Raw genomic sequence first — 25,770 nt, 5'->3', positions numbered from 1 at the left:
GTGTTTCAATAGGGATGACGAGTTGGCATAACCAAAGGCGGAGGGCTCATGGCTACCAGGGATGAGGTGGCGCGCTTGGCCGGCGTATCTCCCAGTACCGTGTCCTACGTGATCAGCGGCCGGCGCACCATTTCCGAGGCGACCAAGGCCAGGGTCCTGGCGGCCATGCGGGAGCTGAGCTACACCCCGGATGCCTTTGCCCAGGGCCTGGCCGGGTCGCGCCGGGGGATCCTTGCCCTGCACTTTCCTACCAGCGTGGACGGCTATTCTTCCACCGAGTTCGAATACGTCACCGCCGCCATGGAGCGTGCCCGCGCGCTGGGCTACCACATGCTGTTGTGGTCCAATCCGATGACCGATGTCATGGGATTGGAAAGCTTGGTCGGGCAGAAGCTGGTGGCCGGGGTGCTGCTCATGGAAGTGTCGATCAATGACCCGCGCTTCGATGTCTTGCGGCGCGCGGGCATACCTTTCGCTTCCATTGGCCGGCCCGATGACAGCGCTGACCTGTCCTATGTCGATAATGATTTTGCCGAGGCCGGGCGCATGGCGGTGGACTACCTGGCAGGCCTCGGCCACCAATCCATCATGTACATCAACGTCTCCGTGGAAGACCAGGACGCCGGCAACGGCCCGGCCATCCGCACGGCCCGTGCCATCTCGGATGCCGTGCGCGTCCAAGGCATGTCGATGCGGGAGGTGCCGGTGGAAAACAACGCGCGCGGCGGCCGCGCGGCGCTGGACGCCTATCTGGACCTGCACCCGCGCCCTACTGCGGTGCTGGCGCTCAAGGAATTCGCCACCGCTGGATTCGTCAACGCCGCGGGCATGGCATCGTTGCGCATCCCCGAAAACCTCTCGGTGATTGCACTGGGTGTCGGTGATCGATCGGCCGAAATGGTTGCCCCGGCACTGACCACGGTGGCACCGCCGGGGGAGGTCGTTTCCCATGCGGCGGTCGACGCACTGGTGCAGAAAATCGAAGGCAGTTCCCAGGGCACCGTGCAACAGCTCATCGCGCCGCTGATGACGGTCCGCGACAGCACCGGCCCGGCACCGCGCTGACAGTTCCACGCCAAATTCTCCACGCTGTTCCCGCATAGGTGTTGACGCGCGTCGATGACCTGCGTCACTATTGAGGGGATCATTCGTGCCAGGCCGCTTCACTCGGCAAGGTACTAGTCAACGTGGAGGGCATCATGAAGAAAGCACAACGCAGGCTGAAGCTCGCGCCGGTTATCTCGATGGCAGCCATCGGCATGCTCCTGGCCGGTTGCTCGGGCGGAGCAGACCCCAATGACCCCAACGCCTCCGGCGGCGCGGCCGCCCAGGTGGGCCAAGCCGACGGGGTCGTCGACATCTATGGTCCGGTCACCGGCCTTGAAGCGGAATTGCTGGAAAAGTCGTGGGCCAAGTGGTCCGAGGAGAACGGCATCAAGATCCGCTACACCGGCGACAAGAACTTCGAATCCCAGATCGGGATCAAGGTCCAAGGCGGCGACACCCCGGATTTGGCAGTCTTCCCGCAGCCCGGCCTGCTGCAGGCCACCGTGGCCCAGGGCAAGGTGCAGCAGCTGCCCGAAGCAGTGCAGTCCCAGCTGCAGAACAACTGGTCCGAGGATTGGCAGAACTACGGCAAGGTCGATGGTGTGCAGTACGGCGTGCCGCTGATGGCCAGCGTCAAGGGCTACATCTGGTACTCGCCCAAGCAGTTCGAGCAGTGGGGTGTGAGCGTGCCTCAGACCTGGGATGAGATGACCGCACTGGGCGCCGAAATCTCAAAGAAGACCGATGAGCCGGCCTGGTGCGCCGGATTCGCTTCGGGCGAGGCATCGGGATGGCCGGGCACCGACTGGATTGAAGACGCGGTGCTGCGCCAGTCCGGACCCGAGGCCTATGACAAGTGGGTAGCCGGCGAGCTGGAATTCACCTCGCCAGAAATTGCCAGCGCCTTCGATTCCGTTGGAAAGATCCTGCTTGACCCCGAGCAGGTCAACGCCGGATATGGCGATGTGAAGTCGATCAACGCCACCGCCTTCGGCGATGTCGGTACTGCAGTGGCCAAGGGAACCTGCCCGCTGACCCACCAGGCCTCCTTCCTGGAAGGATATGTACTGGATTCCAAGAACGCCGATGGCGAGAAGGCCACCGTGGCACCTGACGGAGATGTCTGGGCCTTCGTCGCCCCGCCAGTCAAGGCCGATGACCCGGTATCCATCGTCGGCGGCGGCGAATTCGTGGCAGCCTTCTCCAACGATGAAGAGACCGCCAAGGTCCAGGAATACTTGGCCAGCGCGGATTGGGCCAATAGCCGAGTCTCACTCGGCGGCGTGATCTCCGCCAACTCCGGACTTGATCCAGCGAACGCCAGCAGCGACCTGCTGCGCTCCGCCGTTGAACTGCTACAGGATCCGAACACCACCTTCCGCTTCGACGGTTCTGATCTGATGCCCAAGAGCGTCGGCTCCGACTCCTTCTGGAAGGGCCTGGTGGACTGGATCGACGGCAAACCGACCAAGGAAGTGCTTGAAAACATCCAGTCCGGTTATGACTCCTAGTCACCACCTTGCCAGCCGCCAACGGCCGGGAACCCCGGCCGTTGGCGAGATTACAGGAGCCTGAGGCCATGTCCGAATTCTTCCAATGGCTTGCCGGCGTCCCGCCGCTGATCCAGGTGCCGGTGGTGCTGCTTGCCTTCGCGATCCTGATCGGGGCGATCCTCGGCTTTGTCGAGGTAGCGACCAATGGCGGACGAGCATTTACCGTGGTGCGTTTTCTCGCCGCGGTCGTGGTTCCTGTGGCGATCCTGCTGGTACTGGGCCTGTACAACTCGGTGATGTGGGTGGCCGCGCTGGCCGCGGTGCTCGGCGCGGTGCTGTTCTTCGTGGACCGGCGCTCGCGATCCGGAGCCGGCTCGCTGCTGCAGCTGTCCGGCTTCCTGGCTCCGGCCATGCTGCTGCTCGCGATCGGATTGATCTACCCCACGATCCGCACCGCCATCAGCGCCTTCATGGCCAATGACGGGTCGGGCTTCGTGGGCCTGGGCAATTTCCGCTGGGTGTTCACCAGCCCCGATGGCCTGACCGCACTGCTCAACACCCTGATCTGGGTTCTGGTGGCGCCCGTGGTCTCCACCATCATCGGATTGGCCTATGCGGTCTTCATCGACAAGAGCCGCGGCGAGAAGTACTTCAAGCTTCTGGTATTCATGCCCATGGCGATTTCCTTCGTGGGCGCTTCGATTATCTTCAAATTCTTCTACGACGTTCGCCAGGGCGATCAAATCGGCGTGCTCAACGCGATCATCACGGCATTCGGCGCCAAGCCGGTCGACTGGCTCGGGCTTGAACCGTGGAACACGTTGTTCCTGGTGGTCATCTTGATCTGGACACAGGCGGGATTCGCCATGGTCATCCTGTCCGCGGCCATCAAGGGCGTGCCCGCTGAGCAATTGGAAGCAGCGGCCCTTGACGGAGCCAGCCCATGGCAGCGCTTCGCCAATGTCACCCTGCCGGGGATTCGTTCCACGGTTATCGTCGTATTGACCACCATTTCCATTGCCTCGCTCAAGGTCTTCGACATCGTCTCATCGATGACCGGCGGCCGCTCGGATACGACCGTCCTGGCCTACGAAATGGTGCGCCAGTTCCAGCTTGGGGCACGCACCGGATACAGCTCGGCCCTGGCCGTCATCCTGTTCATCTTGGTACTGCCGATCATCATCTACAACGTCCGACAGCATAGGAAGCAAGGGGTAATGCGATGAGCACCGTGGGCGAATCCTCTCGGCGCCTGATGGCTGCCACCGAGAGAACCAGCGGGAAACTGCGTAAAGCCACCACCTCCCGCGGAGCCACGATTGCGGCGTTCATCATTGCCGCAGTGTGGACCGTCCCCACCTTTGGGCTGTTCGTCTCCTCCTTCAGGCAGGCTGACGACATCAAGACCTCGGGCTGGTGGACGGCCCTGTCCAACCCGTCGTTCACGCTGGATAACTACGCGCAGGCCTTTGCCTCCGGTGACAGCCTTCCGCTGTCCAAGGCCTTCCTGAATTCGCTGGTCATCACCATCCCGGCGGCCATTGTGCCGATCCTGATTGCCAGCTTGGCAGCCTACGCTTTTGCCTGGATCAACTTCAAGGGACGCAATACGCTCTTCGTGCTGGTTTTCGCACTGCAGATCGTTCCAATCCAGATGGCGCTGGTTCCGCTGCTCCAGCTCTTCTCGGACGGCGTGAAAATTGGCGGGCTATACATCCTGCCCGGTTTGGGAGTCAACGGATTGGACGGCGCCTACGCCAAGGTCTGGATCGCCCACACGATCTTCGCCTTGCCTTTGGCGATCTTCATGTTGCACAACTTCATTTCGGAGATCCCGGATGAGGTTATCGAGGCCGCGCGCGTAGACGGCGCCGGGCACGGGAAGATCTTCTCGAAAATCGTCCTGCCCTTGTCGATGCCGGCCATAGCTTCCTTCGGAATATTCCAGTTCCTCTGGGTATGGAATGACCTGCTGGTGGCAACGGTCTTCACCTCGGGTGGAGAATTGCCGATTACCAAGGCGCTCCAGGACCTCTCGGGTACCTACGGGCAATCATGGGAGCTGCTCACCGCAGGCGCTTTCATCTCGATGATCATTCCGCTGGCCGTTTTCTTCGCGCTGCAGCGGTTCTTCGTGCGCGGATTGTTGGCTGGCGCCACCAAGGGTTGAGACAACGTGGATTGCATCAGCGCACTCGGCCCTCGGCTCCCCGATGCATTTGGCATTTGCCCGGGGAGCTAGGCATTGGTCAATTAGCCGGATGCTGGCAAGCTGCGTCTGGAATCCCGGAGCGCAGCAGGATCTGACAATGGATGCGCTTTCCGAATAACGCGTAGCTTCTGATTGACGACGCAATCGGAACTGTTCTGGGAAACTGCGTGATTCCAGTGCCGACTCGCCTCACCACATTGCCCGATTCTTGCTAGCGCCTGGCACTCGGTGCGGATCACGCCGCGGAAGCCGCGAGGCGTTTGTCCGGAAAGTACTACGGGACTGGTGGCCTTGCATTGACCCGATCGAAAACCAGCTAGCTCGGTAACGGTGAACTTCGCATTCTGATTTGTCAGTGGGCATGGGTCTGCCCGGAACCGCAGGGATCAGAAGGCAAAACCCATGAAGTCTCCTGCGGCTGCAATGGCCAGGTTTCCCCGGGCGATTTCGCGAATGAACGTACGTGAAGATTCGAGGACCGGTGGGATCCTTCGCGGCAGTCCCGAGTTTTGTGCAGCTTCGCCAATGCCCGGGCTTTGACCACAGCTAGGGCCTCGTCGCGGGTCGGGGCTCCAAAGATGGCCATGGGACCGGCTTCGATTCCAAGCCATTCACCCCGGTCGGAGTGCCGGGGTCTCTGCCAAGTCATCTCGTCTACCCGGTTTGTTCCCTCATCGGTTTGTTTTCACGGTGCTCGTTCCAACTTTGGGGGACAAATCAGACCGGTGCTCTTTTTTTGATCCAAGCTTTAAAAGGCCCCGCGACCAGATTTTTGTTCTGCTCAAGGGGCTTTGCTCAGGTCCGGGGTATGAGGACTTATTCATCTGTGAGATCCAGTGAGATGACCGCCATGAAGCCGCGGCCGCTGATGCGCGGCGAATCCTCTTCGCCGCCGATCACGGTGTCGCGAAGCTCCAGCGCCGACTCGGAGTTCTCGCGCAGGACGCTGGCCTTGCCCTGCAGCAGCACCCCGAACTGGGAGCCGAACAGGTGCTGTTCACGTTTCTTCGACAGCTCCACGATGCGCACGTTGCCGCGTACCTTGCCGTTGCGGGTGATGAGGTTCAGCGCCAGGATCTCCCCGGTGGGCAGCGCCGCGGAGGTGGCCGCCGCGCCGGGGAACTTGAAGGGACGGTAGATCTCCAGCGCCTGCGAGGCGTCGTCGACGGTGAGTTCAAGCAGCTCCCCGGCGATGACCGTGAGGGTGCGTTCGCAACCGTCGTAGGGCGTGAAGTCCCCGGCTTTCTCGATGGATGCGACCGAAATCCGCCAGTCCCAACCGCCTTCCGGAGCAGTGGCCAGTGATCCGTCATCGGCCAGGATGCCCTTGGCGATTTCCCGGATCTGCCCCTGGGCTGCTCCCCACGGTTTCTTGGGGCTTGAAGAAAGCTGGATCTGAGTTCCGGTGGACAGCGAGGCATTGCTTTGGCTCATGGTTCGAGCCTAATCGTCCGGACTCGTGAATGCGGGCCCTGACACTTATTGAGCTAGCTACAATTTGCCGTGCACGGGAGCAACACCGTGCGCTGCCGCCGCTGGAACCAACTGGAACAACCAATGGGACGCCGAGCCGCTCGCCGGTGGGCCCCAAGGCCAGGGGAGGCGCGGAGCCCCTTCTATGCGCATAGGATCAGCGCATGGGGAAAAACAACCATCCGCAGGTGCCGGCCGCAAAAAATGTTCTCTCGGTGCTGCGTTATATCGCGGCACAGGCGGGCCCTGTCGGCGCGGGCACGATCATCAGGGATGTCGGATTGCCCCGGTCGACGACCTACCACCTGCTGGCCGCATTAATCGATGACGGATTTGTAGTCCACCTGCCCGAGGAACGCAAATACGCGCTGGGTGTGACCGCCCATGAACTGGGTACGGGGTATTCCAGGCAAGCACCATTGCAACGGATCGCGCGGTTCCCGATGCAGCGGCTTGTTGAACGGACCAAGCGCACGGCGCACCTGGCCATCATGCACGGCCGCGACGTCATCTACGTCATTGAGGAGCGTGCCAAAAGACAAGCTGAACTTGTCACCAACCCCGGGGTGAGGCTGCCGGCCCATCTCACCGCCAGCGGGCGAGCCATGCTGGCGACATTTTCTGCGGATCAGCTGGCGGCCCTGTACCCGGGCCCGGAAGCCTTTCCCACGAGATACGAGACCGGAGTTCATTCCGTCGAAGCGCTCAAAGAACTTCTGGCCCAAATTCGCGAGGTGGGTTACTCCTGGGAACAGGACGAAGTGACCGAAGGGTTCTCGTCCATCGCCGTCCCCGTAAAGGACCACGCGGGGCACGCAGTTGCCAGCGTGACTCTGACCATCGCCAACAGGGCGAAAGCCGGCAAAGCGGTTTCGGCCCGCAGCGCATCGCCCGGGCTCGCGGCAGAGAGAACGGTGCACTTGGAAGACCTGGTGTCCCAGTGGCTTCCCGAGGTGACCAGAACAGCAACCGAAATTTCCCGCCGCCTACGTCCGGCCAGTTAAGACGAACTTGTCAGCGGTGACGCCCCGCGCAAGGACCGCCCCGTCCGGCAAATCAGAAGATTCCTGCCCACATCGCATCAAAGTCTCGTATCCCAGACTGATTAGTGTGCCTCAGGGCACATTTCCGCTCGTATGAATGCTTGGATGGAAATCAAGCAACGGGCCGCAGAACACCAACCTGCGTCTTCATTATTACGAACGAAGGAATTTCGATGAGCTTCACCCAGCACGACCCGTCACGGGTCATCCGCGCACCTCGCGGCACCACCCTCACCGCCAAGTCCTGGGCCACCGAAGCCCCGCTGCGCATGCTGATGAACAACCTCGACCCGGAGGTCGCCGAGCGTCCCGAAGACCTAGTGGTCTACGGCGGCACCGGCCGCGCCGCCCGCTCCTGGGAAGCCTACGACGCCATTATCAAGACCCTGACCGATCTTGAAGAGGATGAGACCCTGCTGGTCCAGTCCGGCAAGCCGGTCGGCGTGTTCAAGACCAACAAGTGGGCGCCGCGCGTGCTGATCGCCAACTCGAACCTGGTGGGCGACTGGGCCACCTGGCCCGAGTTCCGCAAGCTCGAGGCCGAGGGCCTGATGATGTACGGCCAGATGACCGCCGGTTCCTGGATCTACATCGGCACCCAGGGCATCCTGCAAGGCACCTACGAGACCTTCGCCGCCATCGGTGTCAAGCGATTCAACGGCACCCTGGCCGGCACCTTGACCCTGACCGGCGGCTGCGGCGGCATGGGCGGCGCCCAGCCGCTGGCCGTCACCCTCAACGGCGGCGCCTGCCTGATCGTTGACGTCTCCGAGGACCGCCTGCGCCGCCGCATGGGCAAGCGCTACCTGGACGACGTGGAGCTGGACCTGGACGCGGCCGTCGCCAAGGTCACCGCAGCCAAGAACGAAGGCCGCGCACTGTCCGTGGGCTACGTCGGCAACGCCGCCGAGGTCTTCCCTGAACTGCTGCGCCGCCAGAAGGCCGACGAGATCTCCATCGACATCGTCACCGACCAGACCTCGGCCCACGACCCGCTGTCCTACCTTCCGGTGGAATACACCGTGGAGCAGTGGGACGCCGAGGCGAAGGCCGACGAAATCGGCTTCACCAAGAAGGCCCAGGCCGCCATGGCCGCCCAAGTCGAAGCCATGGTCGGCTTCCAGGACATCGGCGCCGAGGTCTTCGACTACGGCAACTCGATCCGCGACGAGGCACGCAAGGGCGGCTACATGCGGGCCTTCGAATTCCCGGGCTTCGTTCCGGCTTACATCCGCCCGCTGTTCTGCGAGGGCCTTGGCCCGTTCCGCTGGGTGGCCCTGTCCGGCGATCCGGAGGATATCCGCGTCACCGACGAGGCGCTCAAGGAGCTCTTCCCCCAGAACGAGCACCTGCGCCGCTGGCTCGATGCGGCCGCCGAGCACGTTGAATTCGAGGGTCTTCCCGCCCGCATCTGCTGGCTGGGCTACGGCGAGCGCCACAAGGCCGGCCTGCTGTTCAACAAGCTGGTCGCCGAGGGCAAAATCTCCGCACCGATCGTGATCGGCCGCGACCATCTGGATTCCGGTTCGGTAGCCTCCCCGTACCGCGAAACCGAAGCCATGAAGGACGGCTCAGACGCGATTGCCGACTGGCCGCTGCTCAACGCCATGACCGCGGTGTCCTCCGGCGCCAGCTGGGTTTCGCTGCACCACGGCGGCGGAGTCGGCATTGGCCGCTCCATCCACGCCGGCCAGGTCTCGGTGGCCGATGGCACCGAGCTGGCAGCGGCCAAGCTCGAAGCGCTGCTGACCAACGACCCGGGCATGGGTGTCATCCGGCACGTGGATGCAGGCTACGAGCGCGCGGTCGAGGTTGCCAACGAGCGCGGCGTGCGCATCCCGATGGCGGAGTAGCGACATGTCGAACGACGGCGCCATTGGACGGCTTGTAGAACGCGAACGCAAGGACGGGGGCCCGCGCGGAGCCTGGCGATTCTTCGTCTACTCCCTGATCGGGATCTTCATGTTCTTCATCCCCGTGAATATCGGGGGCAAGGAGACCATTCCGCTGGACCACCTGGTGGGCTGGATTACCGGCCTGCTGGGTCCGGCCGTGAAGTACCTGATCCTGGGAGTGATCCTCGCAGGGACCATCTATCCCTTCGCGACCGGACGGTGGAAGGAATCACGGCTCAAGACGCTGTTCGCGTTCCTGAACGTGCTGGGACTGGCCACGGGCATCGCGTTGGTGTTCAACGTGGGCCCGGCCTGGCTCTTCGACCCGGACATGGGACCCTTCCTGTTCAACAAGCTGGTGATCCCGGTAGGGATGATCGTTCCAATCGGCGCCGTCTTCCTGGCCCTGCTGGTGGGCTACGGCCTGATGGAGTTCGTTGGGGTGCTGGTACAACCGGTCATGCGCCCCGTCTGGCGGACCCCGGGCCGCTCGGCCATCGACGCGGTGGCCTCCTTCGTAGGCAGCTATTCGCTGGGCCTGCTGATCACCGACCGCATGTACCAGGCCGGCCGGTACACCGGGCGCGAGGCGGCCATCATCGCCACGGGCTTCTCCACCGTCTCGGTGACATTCATGGTGATCGTGGCCAAGACCCTGGACATCATGCACCTGTGGCTGCCGTACTTCTTCCTGGCCTTCGGAGTCACCTTCCTGGTGACCGCGATTGCCGTGCGCATCCCGCCGCTCAGCCGCATCCCGGATGAGTACTTCCCGGTATCCACGCCGCAGCCGGAAGCCAAGGTCACCAGCCGGCGCTTCGCCACGGCGTGGAAGGAAGCGATGGGCATGCTGGGCAACGCCCCGAAACTCGGGGCGAACATCCGCGAGAATTTCAAGGACGGGATCCTGATGGCCATGGCCATCCTTCCCTCCATCCTCTCCGTGGGCCTGATCGGCCTGGTGCTGGCCCGCTTCACCCCGGTTTTCGACTGGCTGGGCTACCTGTTCCTGCCGATCACCTGGGCGCTGGGCCTGCCCGACCCGCTGCTGGCGGCCAAGGCCTCCTCGGTGGGCATCGCGGAGATGTTCCTTCCGGCGACCATCGTCGCCGGGCACGAATCCGACGCGCTGCGCCTGGTCATTGCGGTAGTCTGCGTGTCGGCGATCATTTTCTTCTCCGCCCTGGTGCCCTGCATCCTCGCAACCCGCATTCCCATCAAGGTATGGCATCTGCTGGTCATCTGGGCGCAGCGTGTCGCCCTGACCCTGCTGATCACCACCCCGATCGCCTACCTGATGGTGGGCAGATAGGACCATGACGATGCCTACACACGGCGTAAATTCCCTGCTAGCCGCGATCAGCGGCGAGGGCCGCGACGCCAAGCGCGGCGGCTACTCGCGCCCAGTCTACTCGGACGCCGAGATTACGCTGCGCCAGTGGTTCATTGCCGAAGCCTCCGTGCGTGGGCTGGAGGTGTCCACGGATGCCAACGGCATCATCTGGGCTTGGTGGGATCTTCCTGGGTCCGCCGGGGACGACGCCTCGCGCAAGGGTTCGCTGGTCACCGGCTCCCACCTGGACTCCGTGCCCGGCGGCGGCGCCTTCGACGGCCCGCTGGGCGTGGCCAGCGCGCTGGCCGCCTATGACGTGCTGGCCGACCGGGAAGCCTCCGGCGAACTGGTGCGAAACCGTGCCCTGGCGCTGGCCGTCTTCCCGGAGGAGGAAGGCTCGCGCTTCGGAGTGGCCTGCCTGGGTTCCCGGCTGCTCAGCGGCGCCATCGACCCGGTGAAGGCACTGAACCTGCGCGACGCGGAGGGCAATACCTTCGCTGACATCGCCGCCGCCAACGGGCTGGACCCGGCGCGCATGGGCCGCGACGAGAAGGCCCTGGCCCGGATCGGCGACTTCATCGAGCTGCATGTGGAGCAGGGCCGCGGGCTGAACACCGAACAATACACCGACGCCGCCGGCCGCGGGCCGGCCGTCGCGGTGGGCAGCTCCATCCTTGGCCACGGCCGCTGGCGGCTGAGCTTCAGCGGCCAGGGCAACCACGCCGGCACCACCTTGATGATCGACCGCGCCGATCCGATGGTGGCCGCAGCCCAGCTGGTGCTGAAGGTCCGTGAGATCGCCACGGCGCAGCCCGACGCCCGCGCCACGGTGGGCCGGCTGGAGCCGGTGCCCGGCGGCACCAACGTGATCGCCTCCCGCGTGGACATCTGGCTGGACGTGCGCCACCCGGACGACGCGGTCACCGCCCTGCTGGTGGAGAAGATCCACGGCCAGGCGCAGAAGATCGCCGCCTTCGAGGGCTGCTCCGTGGTGCTGACCGAGGAATCGCTCTCCGGCACCGTGCACTTCGACGCCGCGCTGAGCGCCTCGCTGGAACGCTCCGTGCACCGACTGGTCCCCGACGCCCCGGCGCTGCCCACCGGCGCCGGCCACGACGCCGGCGTGCTGGCCGCCTACCTGCCCACCGGCATGCTGTACGTGCGCAACCCTTCGGGCATCAGCCACTCGCCGGAAGAATACGTGGAAGACGCCGATGCCGAGGCCGGCGTGCTGGCCCTGGCCGATGCCCTGGAGGACCTGCTGTGAGCGGAAAAACCACTACCGTTCCGGCGCCGGTCAACGCGCACTCGCACGCCTTCCACCGGATCCTGCGCGGCCGCACCCACCAGGGGGAAAACGGCGGAGCCGGGAACTTCTGGACCTGGCGCGAACAGATGTACGCCGCCGCCGCCGGGCTCACCCCGGCCGGCTACGAGCAGCTGGCCACCGCGGTCTTCGCGGAAATGGTCGTCAACGGCTACAGCGCGGTGGGGGAGTTCCACTACCTGCACCACGACGCGACCGGTGCACCCTACGCCGGGACAGATGAGCACGGCATGGAGCTCGCGCTGGGCCGCGCGGCGAAGGCCGCGGGCATCCGCCTGGTCCTGCTGGACACCTGCTACCTGCAGGGCGGGCTGGACGCCCTGGGCAACGCCATCGAGCTGAACAAAACCCAGCGGCGCTTCACCGACGGGGACGCCGCCGGCTGGCTGGCCCGCCACGCGCGGCTGCGCGAGGCCCTGGCCGAGCTGGACGCAGGGGAAGGGCTGCTGAGCCTGGGAGCCGCCATCCACTCGGTGCGCGCGGTGCCGCCGGCCCAGCTGGAAGCCATCGCCGCCGGGCTGGACCCTGCCTTGCCGCTGCATGTGCACCTGTCCGAGCAGCCGGCCGAGAACGCGTCCTGCCAGGCGGCCTTCGGGCTGAGCCCGACCGGGCTGCTTGAACGCCACGGCCTGCTGGCCCCGCGGCTCTCGGCAGTGCACGCCACCCACCTGAGCGATGCGGACATCGCCGCGCTGGGCGCCGCCGGCGCGGGCATCGTCATGTGCCCCACCACCGAGGCGGACCTGGGCGACGGGATCGGACCGGCCCGCGAACTGGCGGACGCCGGCGCCGTGATTTCACTGGGCAGCGACCAGCACGCGGTGCTGGACCCCTATCTGGAGCAGCGCGCCCTTGAACACGGCGAGCGGCTGCGCAGCGGGCAACGCGGGCGCTTCTCCCCGGCGGAAATCTCCGCCGCCGCCCGCGAGGGCGGTCTGCGCTCACTGGGTCTGGCGGAGAACGAGGACCACCTCGTGGTGCGCACCGACACCATGCGCACCTCCGGGTCGCGCACCGCCCAGCTGCCGCTGAGCGCCACCGCCGCAGATATCGCGCAGGTCCACGTCAATGGCAAGCTGGTAGCCAGCAATGGCCTGCACACCACGCTGGGGGACCCGGCGGACCTGTACGCGGCATTCTTCGACAAGTATCCGGAGTTTTCATGAGCAGCACACTGATCACCAACATCTCCGAGGCCTTCATCTCGGACGCGGCGCACACCCTGGTCGAGAACGCCGCCATCCTCATCGAGGGCCAGGACATCGCCTGGATTGGCGAAGCCGGGCAGGCCCCGGAAGCCGACACCGTCATCAACGCCGGTCAGCGCGCAGCGCTGCCGGGCTGGGTGGATTCGCACAGCCACCTGGTGTTCGCCGGGGACCGCAGCCGCGAGTTCGTGGCCCGCATGGCGGGCCAGGACTACGCCGCCGGCGGCATCGCGGTGACCACCAAGGCAACCCGCGCCACCACTGACTACGACCTGACCCGGCTGGTCATGGGACGGGCCGCCGAAGCCCTGGCCGGAGGCACCACCTACCTGGAAACCAAAACCGGCTACGGGTTGAACGTCGAGGAGGAAGCGCGCCATGCGCGTATCGCCTCCACGGTTGTCGACCAGGTGACATTCCTTGGCGCCCACCTGGTTCCCGCGGACATGGATGCCCAGGAATACACGGACCTGGTCTGCGGAGAGATGCTGGAACGCGTGCTGCCCTTTGTGCAGTTCGCTGACGTGTTCTGCGAACGCGGCGCGTTCAACGAGGCCCAGTCGCGCCAGGTGCTCGCCGCCGGGAAGGACGCCGGGCTCGGCCTGCGCGTGCACGGCAACCAGCTGGGCCCGGGCCCCGGTACCAAGCTGGCCGTTGAATTCGGCGCGGCCAGCGTCGACCACGTGAACTTCCTGGACGAACAGGACGTCGCGGCGCTCGCCGGATCCTGGGCGGACTGGGATGCCCAGTCCCGTGCCGGTACCGCGGGAACCGTGGCCACCTGCCTGCCAGCCTGCGACCTGTCCACGCGTATGCCCTTCGCCCCGGGCCGCGAGTTGATCGACGCCGGGGTGCAGATCGCCTTGGCGTCGAACTGCAACCCGGGAACCTCCTACACCTCATCCATGGCCTTCTGCGTCAGCACCGCGGTGCTACAGATGCACCTGAGCATCGAGGAAGCCATCGTGGCAGCCACCTACGGCGGTGCGCTGGCGCTGGGCGTGCAGGACCGGGTGGGAAGCCTGGAGGTGGGCAAGCGGGCTGACATCCAGCTGCTGAACGCCCCGTCCGTGGCGCACCTGGCCTACCGCCCCGGCATGAACCTCTCCGGTCCGGTTTTCCGCGCCGGCGAGCTTGCCTCGGGCAGGTTCTAGCGCGCCAGCTAGTGATGCCGGGCACCTTCGTGGTAAACAAGGTGTATGGCTAACACTGCATTCAAAGGTACCCCTGTCCAGACCATTGGCGACCTGCCGGCCGTAGGCTCGCAGGCTCCCGCCTTCACCCTGACCGACACCGGCTTGGCCGACGTCACCAGCGAGTCGCTGGCCGGCCGCCGCGTGGTGCTGAACATCTTCCCATCGGTTGACACCGGTGTGTGCGCAGCCAGCGTCCGCCGCTTCAATGAACTAGCCGCCGGCCTGGAGAACACCACCGTGGTGTGCGTCTCCGCCGACCTGCCATTCGCCATGGCCCGCTTCTGCGGTGCCGAAGGCATCGAGAACGTCGTATCCGGCTCCGTGTTCCGCTCGGACTTCGGCTCCGACTACGGTGTCACCCAGATCGACGGCCCGCTGGCCGGCCTGCTGGCACGCTCGGTTGTCGTGCTGGACGAGTCGGGCAAGGTCATCTACACCCAGGTGGTCCCGGAGATCACCACCGAACCTGACTACGATGCAGCTATCGCAGTCCTGAACTAGCAATCAGCCGGCGGCCGTGCGCCGCTGAGGTGATTGCCCAATGGCGTCTTTGCCGACCTGTGGTCGGCGAAGACGCCATTTTTGTATTCGCCCGGACCCGCTGTCCAAGATTCCCCAACGACTTTGCGTCAGGGGATTCTCAAGACGCACTTCTATCCCTATACTCTTTGTAGATTGCTTATGATTGTTATGAGCGAAAAAGAATCACAAAACATCAGTCACGTTTCACTGAGTAGTCAAACGGTTTCACTGTGAATGAGCAAGGGAGATTATCGATGAGCGAGCAGTCAGTCCTGGGTGCGCACATGGAGCGGGAGCTGGTTTCCCAGCCAGAGATGTGGCGCCGCGCCATCGCCCAGCAGCAGTCCGAAGACCTGCTTCCGACCAAGGGCGCCAAGGTCGCGGTCGTCGGCTGCGGCACTTCCTGGTTTATGGCCGAAGCCTACGCCGCCGCCCGCGAAGCCGCCGGCCACGGCATCACCGACTCCTTCGCCGCCTCCGAGGCGCGCATCGCCACCCGCGACTACGACGTGCTGGTGGCCATCACCCGCTCCGGCACCACCTCCGAGGTGCTGCAACTGCTGACCGAGCTGGACGGCAGCCTCCGCACCGTCGCCGTAATCGGCGACACCAGCTCGCCGATCGTGCAGCAGGTCGACGCAGTGGTGGAGCTGCCCTACGCGGACGAGCAGTCGGTGGTGCAGACCCGCTTCGCCACCACCGCGCTGGCCTACCTGCTTTCAAGCGTCGGCGAGGACCTGGAGCCGGCCATCGCGCAGGCGCAACAGCTGGTGAACTCCGCCACCCCGCAGGAACTGCTGGACGCCGAGCAGTTCACCTTCCTGGGCCGCGGGCTGTCCGTGGGACTGGCCCACGAGGCCGCGCTGAAGATGCGCGAAGCCGTGCAGGGCTGGACCGAGGCCTACCCGGCCATGGACTACCGCCACGGCCCGATCTCCATCGCCGCGCCAAACCGGGTAACGTGGATGCTTGGCGCCCAGCCCGAAGGCCTGGACGCCGACGTGACTCGCACCGGCGCGATCTACGTGAACGAGGACCGCCATCCGCTGGCCGACCTCGCATACATCCACCGGGTGACCCTGGACCGGGCTCGCGCGCGCAATCTCGATCCGGATAGCCCACGCAACCTGACCCGATCGGTCATCCTGGAAGGCTAAAGGCCATGAGTGAACATTTCCTGCTCTTTGACGTCGGAGGCACCGACATCAAGGCGGGGCTGGCCAACACCAACGGCGAAATCCTCCAGGTGCTGCGCGAACCAACCCGCAAAACAGCACCGGAGGAATCCGCCGCCGAACTGGTCACCCAGCTCGGCGAAATCTCGCGCCGCCTGACGGCCGACTCCGGCACCACCCCGGTTTCCGCGGGCCTGGCCGTCTGCGGCCTGGTCGACCCGGAGACCGGCACCGGCATCTTCTCCGCCAACCTGGGCTGGCGCGACGCGCCGCTGCAGGCGATGGCCTCCAAGGCGCTTGGCATCCCGGTCGGCTTTGGGCACGACGTGGCCATGGCCGCGCGCGCCGAGCTGGAACTGGGCAGCGGGGCCAAGGACGCGGCGCTGCGCCGCAACGCCGTGGTCATGGTCATCGGCACCGGCATCGCCACCGCGCTGATGGTCGACGGACGGCTGGTCAGCGCCGGGGGATACGCCGGGGAACTGGGCCACGCCCAGGTGCCCGGCGGGCTGCCGTGCGCCTGCGGCGCCACCGGCTGCCTGGAAACCCTGGGCTCCGCCGGCGCCATCGCCAAGCGCTACCTCGCCGCCACCGGCAAGCGCGGGGGAGCAAGGGAAGTGTTCGCCGCCCGGGCCGCCGGGGACGAGATCGCCGCCGGCATCATCCACGATGCCATCGAGGCGCTGACCTTCACCATGGCGCAGCTGTGCTCCTCGGTCGCCCCGGAGGGCATCGTGCTGGGCGGAGGGATGGCCCAGGCCGGGCCGTCGTTCTTCGCCGAACTGCGCGAATCCCTGCACCGCAGGCTGTCCTTCCACCGCGAACCGCGGCTGATCCCCGCGCACCTGGGCGCCGACGCCGGCCTGCAGGGCGCGATGATCCTCGCCCGGGACGCGGCCGGACGCTCGACCCGCATCGCCCTATGATCCTCACGCTGACGCCGAACCCGGCCATCGATGAAACCTACAGCGCCCCCGGGGTCGCGGTGGACTCCAGCCACAAGGTGGTGCGCAGCCACAGCCAGGCCGGAGGCAAGGGCCTGAACGTCGCCAGGGTGCTGCACTCGCAGGACTTCGCCGTCCACGCGCTGTTCCCCGCCGGAGGCGCCTCGGGCCGGGAGCTCACCGCCGAGCTGTCCGCCGCCGGCATCGTATTCACCGCGGTCCCCGTGGCTGGGGCGACCCGGCGCTCCATGGCCTTCGTGGACCCGGAGGCCGACACCACCACCATCTTCAACGAGGCCGGATCCGCCCTGGATGCCGCCGAATGGGAGTCGCTGACGCAGGCCTACCAGGGGCTGCTGGAGCGCGCCCGGGCGGTGGCGATCTGCGGATCCTGGCCTCCGGGGACCGAACGCGAAACCATGCGCGCGCTGATCAAGGCCGCCGTGCAACGGGAGGTCTACACCGTGGTGGACACCAGCGGCCCGCTGCTGCTGGACGCCGCGGCCTGCGGCGCGGTGCTCAAACCCAACCACCACGAACTGCTCGCCGCCACCGGCGCGAACTCGCTGGCCGAAGGGGCCGCGGACCTGCTGGAGCGGGGCGCGGCGGAAATCTATCTCAGCGCCGGCGAAAACGGGCTGTACCACTTCACCGGGGAGACCCCGCTGGTGGCCCATGCCAAGCTGCCGCGCAAGCTGACCGGCAACCCCACCGGCGCCGGGGACTCGGCCGTGGCCGCGCTGCTGTCCAGCAGCGTGGCGTCGCTGGACCGCGAGTCCACCTTGCGCCGGGCCGTGGCCTGGTCCGCCTCCACGGTGCTCATGCCCACCGCCGGCGCGCTGTCCCCGAAGCACGAAGCGCTGCTCGCCGACGTTACCTACCGCATCCTGCCCGAGGGCGAGGACATCTAAAGGAGAAGACTCCCATGCCGTTGGTTCCAACAAGTCAGATCATGCAGGCCGCCGTTGCCGGGGGCTACGGCCAGGGGGCGTTCAACGTCATCCACCTGGAGACCGCCCAGGCGCTGGTGTCCGGCGCCGAGCAGGCCGGATTGCCGGTGATCCTGCAGATCAGCGAGAACTGCGTGAAGTACCACGGGGGACTGCGCCCCATCGCCGCCGCCTCGCTCGCGTTGGCCGAGGAAGCCAGCGTGCCGGTCTCGCTGCACCTGGACCACGCCGAGGACGAGGAACTGGTGTACCGGGCCCTCGACCTGGGTTTCGGCTCGGTCATGTACGACGGGGCCAAACTGCCCTTCGGAGAGAACGTGGCCGCCACGCAGCGCGTGGTCGCCGCGGCACGGGCCGCATCAGCCACGGTGGAAGCCGAGCTGGGCGAAATCGGCGGCAAGGACGGAGCCCACGCCCCTGGCGTGCGCACGGACCCGGACGAGGCCGTGCAGTTCGTCGAGTTGACCGGCATCGATTCGCTGGCTGTGGCGGTGGGCTCCTCGCACGCGATGCTGGAACGCGGCGCATCGCTGGACCTGGACCTGATTTCCCGGCTGCACCGGGCGCTGGAGGTCCCGCTGGTGCTGCACGGCTCCTCGGGCGTTCCGGATGCGACCCTGGTCGCGGGCATCGAGGCGGGCATGCGCAAGATCAACGTCTCCACCCACCTGAACGGGTTCTTCACTCGCGCCGTGCGCCAGTGGCTGGCGGCTAATGAGCAGGCGGTGGACTCCCGCAAGTACCTGGGGGCGGGGCGCACAGCCATGGCCGCAGAGGCCGCCCGGATGCTTGAGTTGTTCGCCTCCGCGGGACGGAGCCGCGCCTAGCAGGCAGCCTGTGAGCGTTTCTGATTTCTTGGATTGTTTCCTGGTCGAAAAATATCAGTCACACCCTTGACGCCTGGTGTGGCGCACTTCATACTCGAGGTGAACATGATTTTTCTTGATTGAATGTTCCCGAAAAAATCATAAAAGAATCACTCGCTTTGGTGCTGCGGCATCACGAACCCTGAGGAACACCATGAAACGAACCAAGCGCTCCGCGGTACTGGCTCTCTCGGCCGCAGCAGCACTGCTCCTGACCAGCTGCGGGTTCTCCGGCGGCAATGACAGTGGCGGATCGGCCGAGTCCGAAGGCGCACAGACGACCTTGGAAATGCTCGTCCCGACCTACTCCACCGGCACCAAGGCGCTGTGGGAAGGCGTCATCGACGACTTCGAGACCGAGCACCCGAACATCAAGGTGAACCTCGAAGTCCAGTCGTGGGAGAACATCGAGAACGTCCTGAAGACCAAGCTGCAGGGCAACCAGGCGCCGGACATCTACAACGGCGGCGCCTTCGCGGAATTCGCCGCGGAAGACCTGCTGGCCCCTGCCAGCGACGTCGCCTCGGCCGAGACCCTGGCCGACTTCCAGACCACCTTCGCCGACGCGGAGAAGTACCAGGACACCCAGTACGGCCTGCCGCTGATCGCCTCCGCCCGCGCCCTGTTCTACAACAAGGACCTGATGGAGGAAGCCGGGGTCAAGAACGTCCCGACCACCTGGGACCAGCTGCATGACGCTTCCAAGGCCATCAGCGACAAGACCAAGGCCGACGGCTACGGCATGCCGCTGGGCAGCGAGGAAGCCCAGGGCGAGTCCCTGATCTGGTTCGCCGGCAACGGCGGCAACTTCGGCGACGCGGAGAAGATCGCGGTGAACACCCCGGCCAACCTCGAAGCCGCCGAATTCATGAAGAAGATGATCGACGACGGCGTCACCCAGAACGACCCGGGAGCCACCCAGCGCACCCCGATGCTGAACACCTTCATCCAGGGCAAGCTCGGCTTCGCCTACGCGCTGCCGCAGACCGTGGGCCAGATCAAGAAGGAAAACCCGGACCTGAACTACGGCATCGCCGCCGTGGCCACCAAGACCGGCTCGCCGGCCACGCTGGGTGTCGCCGACCGCCTGATGTCCTTCAAGAACGACGGCAGCAAGTCGGTCGCGGTCAAGGAGTTCTTCGACTACTTCTTCTCCGCCGACGTCTACACCGACTGGGTGTCCACCGAGGGCTTCCTGCCGACCACCAAGTCGGGTTCCGAGAAGCTGGCCGGGGACGAAACCCTCAAGCCGTTCCTGGACCTGCTGCCGAACGCGGTGTTCTACCCGACCACCAACCCGGCCTGGAACGCCACCGACGGCGCGTTCAAGTCGCTGATGGGTGAAATCGCCACCGGCAAGTCCGCCCAGGAAGTGCTGGACGCAATCCAGGCGAAGGCCGACGCCGCCAAGTAAACGGCAGGCGACCTAGTTCGCAGGGGAGGCCCGACGTCGCCACGCCGGGCCTTTCCTGCTGGATCGGCACATGATTTTCCGGTCCCCTCCCGAACAGCATGCAATGAAAGCGAGCCTTCCATGAGCTCCCCAGTGCCAGTCAAAGCACCGGCCGGACGCAAGCTCCGGCGCAGCACCGATACCCAGTCATTCATCTCCTCGCTGCCGTGGATCGGCCCGGCGCTGTTGCTGATCTTGGCCATCGTGGTGTTCCCAGCCGGCTACATGATCTACAACTCCACCCGGAAGATCTCCTCGGTCGGCACCGACCTGCACTCGGTGGGCCTGGCCAACTTCTCCACGATCTTCGCCGATCCGGCGCTGCCGCGGATCCTGGCCAACACCTTCTTCTGGGTGGTCTCGGTCGTGCTGATCACCGTCGTCATCTCCCTGGCGCTGGCGCAGTTCCTCTCCAAGCCATTCCCCGGACGCACCATCGTGCGCATGGCGGTGATCGTCCCCTGGGCCGCCTCCGTCGTCATGACCACCACCGTGTTCTACTATGGCCTGGACCCGAACTACGGCATCTTCAACCACTTCTTCGTGCAGATCGGCTTCATGGACGAAGGCTTCGGCTGGACCAAGAACGCAATCCCGGCCATGGCGGTCTCGGTGGTCGTGGCAATCTTCGTCTCGATCCCGTTCACGACCTACACGCTGCTCGCAGGCCTGCAGGCCGTGCCGGGCGACACCCTGGAAGCCGCCCGCATGGACGGGGCCGGCCGCTGGAAGACCTACCTGTTCGTGGTGCTGCCGCAGCTGCGCTCCGCGCTGGCGGTGGCGGTGCTGATCAACATCATCAACGTCTTCAACAACCTGCCGATCCTGAAGGTCATGACCGGATCCATCCCGGGCAACAGCGCCGACACGCTGATGACCTACATCTTCAAGGTCCTGCAGTTCGACCGCCGGCTGGATTTGTCCTCGGCCCTGTCGGTCGTGAACTTCGCGATTGTGCTGGTCATCGTCGCCATCTACGTCAAAACCGTCAAGCCGATGCAGGAGGTGTGATCGTGGCTTTCCTCGATACCGAAGACCGCGCCAGCCGCAAGACAGTAATCGGCCGCATGATCATCGGCCTGGTGGTCGTTATCGTCTTCCTGATCCCGTACGGCACCATGATGATCGGCTCGCTGAAGACCCAAGCCGAAATCCTGCAGATCCCGCCGAGCTTCATGCCGCAGGACGGGCTGCAGTGGTCCAACTACGTCAGCATGTGGGACACCCCGGAAACCCCGGTGCCCTACAACCTCATCTCCACCATCGTGATCTCCGTGTTCGCAACCCTGCTGGTGCTGCTGGTGGCCACCCCGGCCGCCTACTTCACCGCGCGCTTCAAGTTCCCGGGCAAGATGGTGTTCATGTTCCTGGTGATCGTCACCCAGATGCTGCAGCCGGCGGTGCTCACCGCCGGCCTGTTCAAGCAGATGCTGGCCTGGGACCTGAACGACACCTGGCTGGCCATGATTCTGATCAACGCGGCCTTCAACCTGGCCTTCGCGGTGTGGATCATGCACTCCTTCTTCGCCGGGGTGCCGCGCAGCATCGACGAGGCGGCGCAGATCGACGGCGCCGGCAAGCTGCGTGTGCTGTTCACCATCAACCTGCCGCTGGTCTGGCCGGGCATCGTCACCGCGGTGATCTTCACCTTCGTGTCCTGCTGGAATGAATTCGCCGCCTCGCTGGTGATCCTGTCCACCGCCGAGAACCAGCCGCTGAGCGTGGCGCTGACCAAGTTCGTCGGCCAGTACGCCACCGCCTGGCAGTACGTCTTCGGCGTCTCCATCGTGGCCATCGTCCCGGTCATCGTCCTCTTCGCGCTCATCGAGAAGCGCCTGATCGGCGGCCTGGCCGCCGGAGCGGTGAAGTAATGGAACCGAGCACGGCCCTGGAAATCGTCGCCACCAGCGGGCGGTGCTCCCGGACGGCCACGGCCGCCGGGGCTGACCGCATCGAGGCCTGCGAAGCCCTGGAACTGGGCGGCATCACCCCGGGACCCGAAGTCCTGGACGACATCCTGGAACACCGCCCGGCGCTGGGGGTGCACGCGCTGCTGCGCAGCCGGCCCGGCGACTTCCACTACGAGGATGCGGAGTTGCGGGTCATGGAACGGCAGGCGAGGCGGCTGGCCCGCTCCGGCGTGGACGGGCTGGTGCTCGGGGCGCTGGACGCCGGAGGCGCGGTGGACCTGGAAGCCGTGGCACGGATGGCCGCGGCCGGCCTGGAGGTGAATCCGGAGCTTGAAATCACCATGCACCGGGCCATCGACGCCAGCACGGATCCGGTGGCTTCCGTGACACAGCTTTTGGCACTTGGCATCCACCGAGTGTTGACTAGTGGAGGACGAGACGCCGCCGGCGAGGGCCTGGAGGTCATTGCCCGGATGGCGCAGGCGGCCGACGGCAGGATCCAGATCATGGCCGGCGGCGGCATGAGGGCGCAGGACATCGGCCCGGCGCGCGGCGCCGGTGCGGCTGCCGTGCATTTCTCCGCCAAGACACACTATGCCGGCACCATCAGGGTGTCGGAGCAACAGGTGCGCCAGCTGCGCAGCACGCTGAACGCACTGACCAAGTAAGGGGCAGGATCCATGAAACGCGAGGAGCGGCTTAACCACATCCTCGACCTGCTGGCCAGCCGCGGCCAGATCGACGTCGATGAGATCGTGCAGCAGCTGGACACCAGCCCGGCAACCGCCCGCCGGGACCTGGATTCACTGGCCGCGGCCTCGCTGCTGACCCGCACCCACGGCGGAGCGGTCTCCAACTCCGTGGCCTACGAGCTGCCCTCGCGCTACCAGCGCGAGGAGCACGACGAAGAGAAGGCGCAGGTGGCCAAGGCCGCCGCCGCGCTGGTGCGCAAGGACATGGTGGTCGGCTTGTCCGGAGGTACCACCACCAAGGCCATCGCCACCGAGCTGGGCTTGCGCCAGGAACTGGTGGGGGAGCCGGGGCGGGTCACCCTGACAGTGGTCACCAACGCCGTGAACATCGCCTCGCTGCTGGCGGTGCGCCCGCACATCCGGGTCATGGTCACCGGCGGGGTGCTCAACGACCGCTCCTACGAGCTGGTCGGCCCCATGGCGCAGTCCTCGCTCGCGAAGATCACCCTCGACCTGTCCTTCGTGGGGGTCAATGGACTGGATGCGGACACCGGCCCGATGGTCGGCGACGAGATGGAAGCGGCGGTCAACGAACAGCTGATCCGGCAGTCCGCCCGCAGCTTCGTGGTGGTGGATTCATCCAAGATCGGCCAACGCTCGTTTGTCATCCTGGACACCGAACACCTCACCGGGATCATCACCGACGCCAAAATCACCGCGGCCCAACGCAAGGCCCTGGCCGCCGGGGGCATGCCTGTCCTCGGCTAGCCGCACCCGCACGGCAGGACCCGACCGGAAGCCCGGCAGATTAACGCGGGCGGGAGCCCGCCGCCTCGGCCGCGGACAGGATGCGCGGGCCGATCTTGCGCATGAGCTTGTCCAGCCGGGGACTGTCGCTGCGCGTGAGCGTGTCGGAGAGCCGTTCAAGGCTCATCAGGCCCAGCCAGATCCTGGCCCTGCGGGCCTGCTCGGCATCCGGGGCAATCTGCTCGATCAGGTCCTGCCCATGCCACAAGGACAGGTAGGCCGTATTCAACGCAGGGTCCCAGGCGCAGGCAAGATCCCAGTCCAGGATTCCGACCAGCTTCCCGTCCACCCAGTGCATGTTGTGGCCAGCGAGATCGCCGTGGACCAAGCCGGTTGGGCTTTGCGCCAGGTAATCCAACTGATCCCACAGGAGCGCGGACGCCGAGCGGAGCTCTTCCGGAAGCGCATCGAAGCATTTCTGCTGGCGCGCCGGCGTCCACGGACCTCGAAATGCAAAGGGCTCGGCCAGTTCATCTTCCAGCGGCTGCAGGTGCACCTCGGCCAGCTCCCGAACCAAGCGGCGAAGTGGCGCAGGGTCTCCGCTATGCGGTTCGTGGGCGCTCCCCGGTACGAATACGGTGGCCACCGAAGATAGCCCGTCGATGGACAGGATGTCGCTGCAGTCAGTGGGAAGCAGGTAATCCAGCTGCTCGGCAAGGAGCCGGTGGAGCCGGACGCTGCGCGGCATCTGGGAACTGGCTTGGGGTGTACGGGCCATGCGGATGACAGCTTGCTCGTTGGCCAGCAGCACGGTGTGGAACTGTCCACCCTCGTTGACGACCCCTCCTTCCCATAGCAGGTCCGGGCGCAGCATCGTGCCCAGGTTCATCTCGGCTTCGGTGGCGGGACGGGACACAGGCAACTCGCTTCGCGGATCAGGGAAAACAGCCTCTTCAGGCTATCGCACGGCGGCCGTTCGCTGGGCGTCCGCACAGCATGCGCGGTCTATGATCAAAGACGTGAATGCACAGACCAGCACCCAGACCGCGGACCGGCGCACGCTGAAGATCGAGATCGCGCTGGTGATGGCTCTGTGCCTGGGCCAGAGCGCGGTGTACTCGATCATCAGCTTCGCCGACAAGGTCACCAAGGCTCCGCTGTCCGAGCAAACGACCTCGATGAACAATCCGCTGAATACGCGCGAGTACTTCGACCTCACCTACCAGCTGCTGGACATCGTTTTCGCCTTGGTCCCGGTGCTGCTGGCCTTGTATCTCATGAAACACAGCACCGGCACCACCGCGTCGATGATCGGCTTCGACTTGCGCAAACCAGGACGGGACACCCTACTGGGTGCCGGGCTGTTCCTGGCCATGGGGCTGGGAACCCTCGGAGTCTACGCTGCGGGCAGGGCCCTGGGCATCACCACGGCGCTGTCCACCGCGAACCTCGGGGACTACTGGTGGAGCGTCCCGGTGCTCATGCTCTCGGCCGCACGCCACGCGGTGCTGGAGGAAGTGATCATGCTCGGCTTCCTGTTCACCTACGCCCGCAAACTCAAGCTGGGACTGTGGACCACGATCCTCGCTTCGGCGCTGATCCGCGGCAGCTACCACCTCTACCAAGGCATCGGGCCGATGATCGGCAACGTGGTCATGGGTGTGGTGTTCGGCTGGGTCTACCACCGCTACGGCCGAGTCATGCCCCTGGTGATCGCGCACTTCCTGCTCGATGCCATCGGCTTCGTCGGCTACCTGCTGCTCGGACCGGCGATTGGCATCGGCGCGTAGCCTTCCCATAGCCTTCTGACATGGAATTAATCGAACTTTCCGAGGCCTGGGTCGAGCGCGCCGTCGCGCTGTGGGAACACACCGGGCTGACCCGGCCGTGGAACGATCCGCACGCCGACGCCCGCAAGGCCCTTGCGGGCCCTGAGTCCACCATCCTGGCGCTCGTCCAGGGGGAGCGGCTGGCCGCCACCGCCATGGCCGGAGATGACGGGCATCGCGGCTGGCTTTACTACGTCGCCGTCGACCCCGACTTGCAGGACCAAGGCTGCGGGCGGCGCATCGTCGAAGCGGCGGCAGAATGGCTGCGCGCCCGGGGAACCGTCAAGGTCCAGCTGATGGTCCGCGCCGGCAATGACTCGGTTACGCAGTTCTACGAAAAACTCGGTTTCGAACGCCTGGACGTCGCAGTGCTGGGCAAACGGCTGGTTCCCTAACCAGCAGGGTATTTGAAGCGGACGTCCAGAAAAAGCGGATAAAGTTACTCCGGTACAAAA

Annotated in this window: 24 protein-coding genes; 22 read left to right on the top strand and 2 right to left on the bottom strand. The window is 65.5% G+C overall.

The features are described from left to right. The first annotated feature begins 48 nt into the window (after positions 1-48). From RF641_RS03710 to RF641_RS03695, 4 genes are all read left to right on the top strand, one after another. On the top strand, positions 49-1,065 hold the full coding sequence (locus RF641_RS03710) for a LacI family DNA-binding transcriptional regulator (protein WP_424572520.1): 1,017 nt from the start codon (positions 49-51) through the stop codon (positions 1,063-1,065). Between the two features lie 134 nt (positions 1,066-1,199). Next, positions 1,200-2,558, top strand: coding sequence for an ABC transporter substrate-binding protein (locus RF641_RS03705; RefSeq protein WP_047118546.1), 1,359 nt, complete (start codon positions 1,200-1,202; stop codon positions 2,556-2,558). A 68-nt stretch (positions 2,559-2,626) separates the two neighbouring features. Beyond that, positions 2,627-3,766, top strand: a complete 1,140-nt coding sequence (locus tag RF641_RS03700) for a carbohydrate ABC transporter permease (RefSeq protein ID WP_424572519.1) — start codon at positions 2,627-2,629, stop codon at positions 3,764-3,766. Next, complete coding sequence (locus RF641_RS03695; protein ID WP_424572518.1) at positions 3,763-4,710, top strand: carbohydrate ABC transporter permease; 948 nt, start codon at positions 3,763-3,765, stop codon at positions 4,708-4,710. The genes RF641_RS03700 and RF641_RS03695 overlap by 4 nt, the downstream gene beginning before the upstream one ends. Before the next feature lie 858 nt (positions 4,711-5,568). Here RF641_RS03695 and RF641_RS03690 read toward each other — a convergent pair. Then, the gene (locus RF641_RS03690; protein WP_082123826.1) at positions 5,569-6,186 is read right to left on the bottom strand and encodes a HutD/Ves family protein; all 618 of its coding nucleotides are present in this window, start codon (positions 6,184-6,186) and stop codon (positions 5,569-5,571) included. Positions 6,187-6,389: 203 nt separating this feature from the next. On the opposite strand from RF641_RS03690, the gene RF641_RS03685 reads away from it, so the two are divergent. The 16 genes from RF641_RS03685 to RF641_RS03610 all read left to right on the top strand — a co-directional run bounded on the left by RF641_RS03685 (position 6,390) and on the right by RF641_RS03610 (position 23,507). Beyond that, positions 6,390-7,229 (top strand): IclR family transcriptional regulator, encoded by an 840-nt coding sequence (locus RF641_RS03685; RefSeq protein WP_424572517.1) that lies wholly within the window; start codon positions 6,390-6,392, stop codon positions 7,227-7,229. A gap of 212 nt (positions 7,230-7,441) precedes the next feature. Beyond that, complete coding sequence (gene hutU, locus RF641_RS03680) at positions 7,442-9,121, top strand: urocanate hydratase (protein ID WP_424572516.1); 1,680 nt, start codon at positions 7,442-7,444, stop codon at positions 9,119-9,121. Between the two features lie 4 nt (positions 9,122-9,125). Beyond that, complete coding sequence (locus RF641_RS03675; protein WP_424572515.1) at positions 9,126-10,475, top strand: YjiH family protein; 1,350 nt, start codon at positions 9,126-9,128, stop codon at positions 10,473-10,475. A gap of 4 nt (positions 10,476-10,479) precedes the next feature. Then, positions 10,480-11,763, top strand: a complete 1,284-nt coding sequence (locus RF641_RS03670; protein WP_424572514.1) for an allantoate amidohydrolase — start codon at positions 10,480-10,482, stop codon at positions 11,761-11,763. Then, positions 11,760-12,989, top strand: a complete 1,230-nt coding sequence (locus tag RF641_RS03665) for a formimidoylglutamate deiminase (RefSeq protein WP_424572513.1) — start codon at positions 11,760-11,762, stop codon at positions 12,987-12,989. Before RF641_RS03670 ends, RF641_RS03665 begins: the two co-directional genes overlap by 4 nt. Beyond that, positions 12,986-14,185 carry an imidazolonepropionase gene (gene hutI, locus RF641_RS03660; RefSeq protein WP_053797588.1) on the top strand — a complete coding sequence of 400 codons (1,200 nt, stop codon included), beginning with the start codon at positions 12,986-12,988 and terminating at the stop codon, positions 14,183-14,185. Before RF641_RS03665 ends, hutI begins: the two co-directional genes overlap by 4 nt. Positions 14,186-14,230: 45 nt before the next feature. Then, complete coding sequence (gene tpx, locus RF641_RS03655; RefSeq protein WP_047118554.1) at positions 14,231-14,728, top strand: thiol peroxidase; 498 nt, start codon at positions 14,231-14,233, stop codon at positions 14,726-14,728. Between the two features lie 275 nt (positions 14,729-15,003). Beyond that, positions 15,004-15,906 carry an SIS domain-containing protein gene (locus RF641_RS03650; protein WP_424572512.1) on the top strand — a complete coding sequence of 301 codons (903 nt, stop codon included), beginning with the start codon at positions 15,004-15,006 and terminating at the stop codon, positions 15,904-15,906. Positions 15,907-15,911: 5 nt separating this feature from the next. Beyond that, on the top strand, positions 15,912-16,850 hold the full coding sequence (locus RF641_RS03645; protein WP_424572511.1) for an ROK family protein: 939 nt from the start codon (positions 15,912-15,914) through the stop codon (positions 16,848-16,850). Further along, the gene (locus RF641_RS03640) at positions 16,847-17,779 is read left to right on the top strand and encodes a 1-phosphofructokinase family hexose kinase (RefSeq protein ID WP_113606708.1); all 933 of its coding nucleotides are present in this window, start codon (positions 16,847-16,849) and stop codon (positions 17,777-17,779) included. The genes RF641_RS03645 and RF641_RS03640 overlap by 4 nt, the downstream gene beginning before the upstream one ends. Before the next feature lie 14 nt (positions 17,780-17,793). Beyond that, positions 17,794-18,645 carry a class II fructose-bisphosphate aldolase gene (locus tag RF641_RS03635; protein WP_424572510.1) on the top strand — a complete coding sequence of 284 codons (852 nt, stop codon included), beginning with the start codon at positions 17,794-17,796 and terminating at the stop codon, positions 18,643-18,645. Positions 18,646-18,838: 193 nt separating this feature from the next. After that, on the top strand, positions 18,839-20,098 hold the full coding sequence (locus RF641_RS03630) for an extracellular solute-binding protein (protein WP_424572509.1): 1,260 nt from the start codon (positions 18,839-18,841) through the stop codon (positions 20,096-20,098). Positions 20,099-20,230: 132 nt separating this feature from the next. After that, complete coding sequence (locus RF641_RS03625; RefSeq protein WP_424572508.1) at positions 20,231-21,148, top strand: carbohydrate ABC transporter permease; 918 nt, start codon at positions 20,231-20,233, stop codon at positions 21,146-21,148. Positions 21,149-21,150: 2 nt separating this feature from the next. After that, positions 21,151-22,008 (top strand): carbohydrate ABC transporter permease, encoded by an 858-nt coding sequence (locus RF641_RS03620; protein ID WP_231735983.1) that lies wholly within the window; start codon positions 21,151-21,153, stop codon positions 22,006-22,008. Then, on the top strand, positions 22,008-22,715 hold the full coding sequence (locus tag RF641_RS03615) for a copper homeostasis protein CutC (protein WP_424572507.1): 708 nt from the start codon (positions 22,008-22,010) through the stop codon (positions 22,713-22,715). The genes RF641_RS03620 and RF641_RS03615 overlap by 1 nt, the downstream gene beginning before the upstream one ends. A 12-nt stretch (positions 22,716-22,727) precedes the next feature. After that, positions 22,728-23,507 (top strand): DeoR/GlpR family DNA-binding transcription regulator, encoded by a 780-nt coding sequence (locus RF641_RS03610; RefSeq protein WP_047118560.1) that lies wholly within the window; start codon positions 22,728-22,730, stop codon positions 23,505-23,507. A 40-nt stretch (positions 23,508-23,547) separates the two neighbouring features. Here the strand turns inward: RF641_RS03610 and RF641_RS03605 are convergent, their stop codons facing one another. Then, positions 23,548-24,402: a phosphotransferase family protein gene (locus RF641_RS03605; RefSeq protein WP_424572506.1), complete on the bottom strand. Its 855-nt coding sequence runs from the start codon at positions 24,400-24,402 to the stop codon at positions 23,548-23,550. A 91-nt stretch (positions 24,403-24,493) separates the two neighbouring features. Between RF641_RS03605 and RF641_RS03600 the strand changes: the two genes are divergently transcribed. Both RF641_RS03600 and RF641_RS03595 read left to right on the top strand, forming a co-directional pair. Then, positions 24,494-25,276, top strand: a complete 783-nt coding sequence (locus tag RF641_RS03600) for a CPBP family intramembrane glutamic endopeptidase (protein ID WP_424572505.1) — start codon at positions 24,494-24,496, stop codon at positions 25,274-25,276. A 20-nt stretch (positions 25,277-25,296) separates the two neighbouring features. Then, positions 25,297-25,710, top strand: coding sequence for a GNAT family acetyltransferase (locus RF641_RS03595; RefSeq protein ID WP_053797596.1), 414 nt, complete (start codon positions 25,297-25,299; stop codon positions 25,708-25,710). Positions 25,711-25,770: the final 60 nt, after the last annotated feature.

The sequence above is a fragment of the Arthrobacter sp. 'calajunan' genome, from assembly GCF_046940185.1.
Lineage (GTDB): Bacteria > Actinomycetota > Actinomycetes > Actinomycetales > Micrococcaceae > Glutamicibacter > Glutamicibacter soli.
This window is presented reverse-complemented; position numbering and strand designations above follow the sequence as displayed.

Excerpts from the sequence above, each read along its gene's own strand:
- RF641_RS03685 (WP_424572517.1), top strand. The coding sequence starts at position 6,390 with ATGGGGAAAAACAACCATCCGCAGGTGCCGGCCGCAAAAAATGTTCTC.
- tpx (WP_047118554.1), top strand. The coding sequence starts at position 14,231 with ATGGCTAACACTGCATTCAAAGGTACCCCTGTCCAGACCATTGGCGAC.
- RF641_RS03600 (WP_424572505.1), top strand. The coding sequence starts at position 24,494 with ATGATCAAAGACGTGAATGCACAGACCAGCACCCAGACCGCGGACCGG.
- RF641_RS03695 (WP_424572518.1), top strand. The coding sequence starts at position 3,763 with ATGAGCACCGTGGGCGAATCCTCTCGGCGCCTGATGGCTGCCACCGAG.
- RF641_RS03675 (WP_424572515.1), top strand. The coding sequence starts at position 9,126 with ATGTCGAACGACGGCGCCATTGGACGGCTTGTAGAACGCGAACGCAAG.
- RF641_RS03635 (WP_424572510.1), top strand. The coding sequence starts at position 17,794 with ATGCCGTTGGTTCCAACAAGTCAGATCATGCAGGCCGCCGTTGCCGGG.
- RF641_RS03595 (WP_053797596.1), top strand. The coding sequence starts at position 25,297 with ATGGAATTAATCGAACTTTCCGAGGCCTGGGTCGAGCGCGCCGTCGCG.
- RF641_RS03700 (WP_424572519.1), top strand. The coding sequence starts at position 2,627 with ATGTCCGAATTCTTCCAATGGCTTGCCGGCGTCCCGCCGCTGATCCAG.
- RF641_RS03650 (WP_424572512.1), top strand. The coding sequence starts at position 15,004 with ATGAGCGAGCAGTCAGTCCTGGGTGCGCACATGGAGCGGGAGCTGGTT.
- RF641_RS03630 (WP_424572509.1), top strand. The coding sequence starts at position 18,839 with ATGAAACGAACCAAGCGCTCCGCGGTACTGGCTCTCTCGGCCGCAGCA.
- RF641_RS03615 (WP_424572507.1), top strand. The coding sequence starts at position 22,008 with ATGGAACCGAGCACGGCCCTGGAAATCGTCGCCACCAGCGGGCGGTGC.
- hutI (WP_053797588.1), top strand. The coding sequence starts at position 12,986 with ATGAGCAGCACACTGATCACCAACATCTCCGAGGCCTTCATCTCGGAC.
- RF641_RS03640 (WP_113606708.1), top strand. The coding sequence starts at position 16,847 with ATGATCCTCACGCTGACGCCGAACCCGGCCATCGATGAAACCTACAGC.
- RF641_RS03610 (WP_047118560.1), top strand. The coding sequence starts at position 22,728 with ATGAAACGCGAGGAGCGGCTTAACCACATCCTCGACCTGCTGGCCAGC.
- RF641_RS03690 (WP_082123826.1), bottom strand. The coding sequence starts at position 6,186 with ATGAGCCAAAGCAATGCCTCGCTGTCCACCGGAACTCAGATCCAGCTT.
- RF641_RS03705 (WP_047118546.1), top strand. The coding sequence starts at position 1,200 with ATGAAGAAAGCACAACGCAGGCTGAAGCTCGCGCCGGTTATCTCGATG.
- RF641_RS03670 (WP_424572514.1), top strand. The coding sequence starts at position 10,480 with ATGACGATGCCTACACACGGCGTAAATTCCCTGCTAGCCGCGATCAGC.
- RF641_RS03710 (WP_424572520.1), top strand. The coding sequence starts at position 49 with ATGGCTACCAGGGATGAGGTGGCGCGCTTGGCCGGCGTATCTCCCAGT.
- hutU (WP_424572516.1), top strand. The coding sequence starts at position 7,442 with ATGAGCTTCACCCAGCACGACCCGTCACGGGTCATCCGCGCACCTCGC.
- RF641_RS03645 (WP_424572511.1), top strand. The coding sequence starts at position 15,912 with ATGAGTGAACATTTCCTGCTCTTTGACGTCGGAGGCACCGACATCAAG.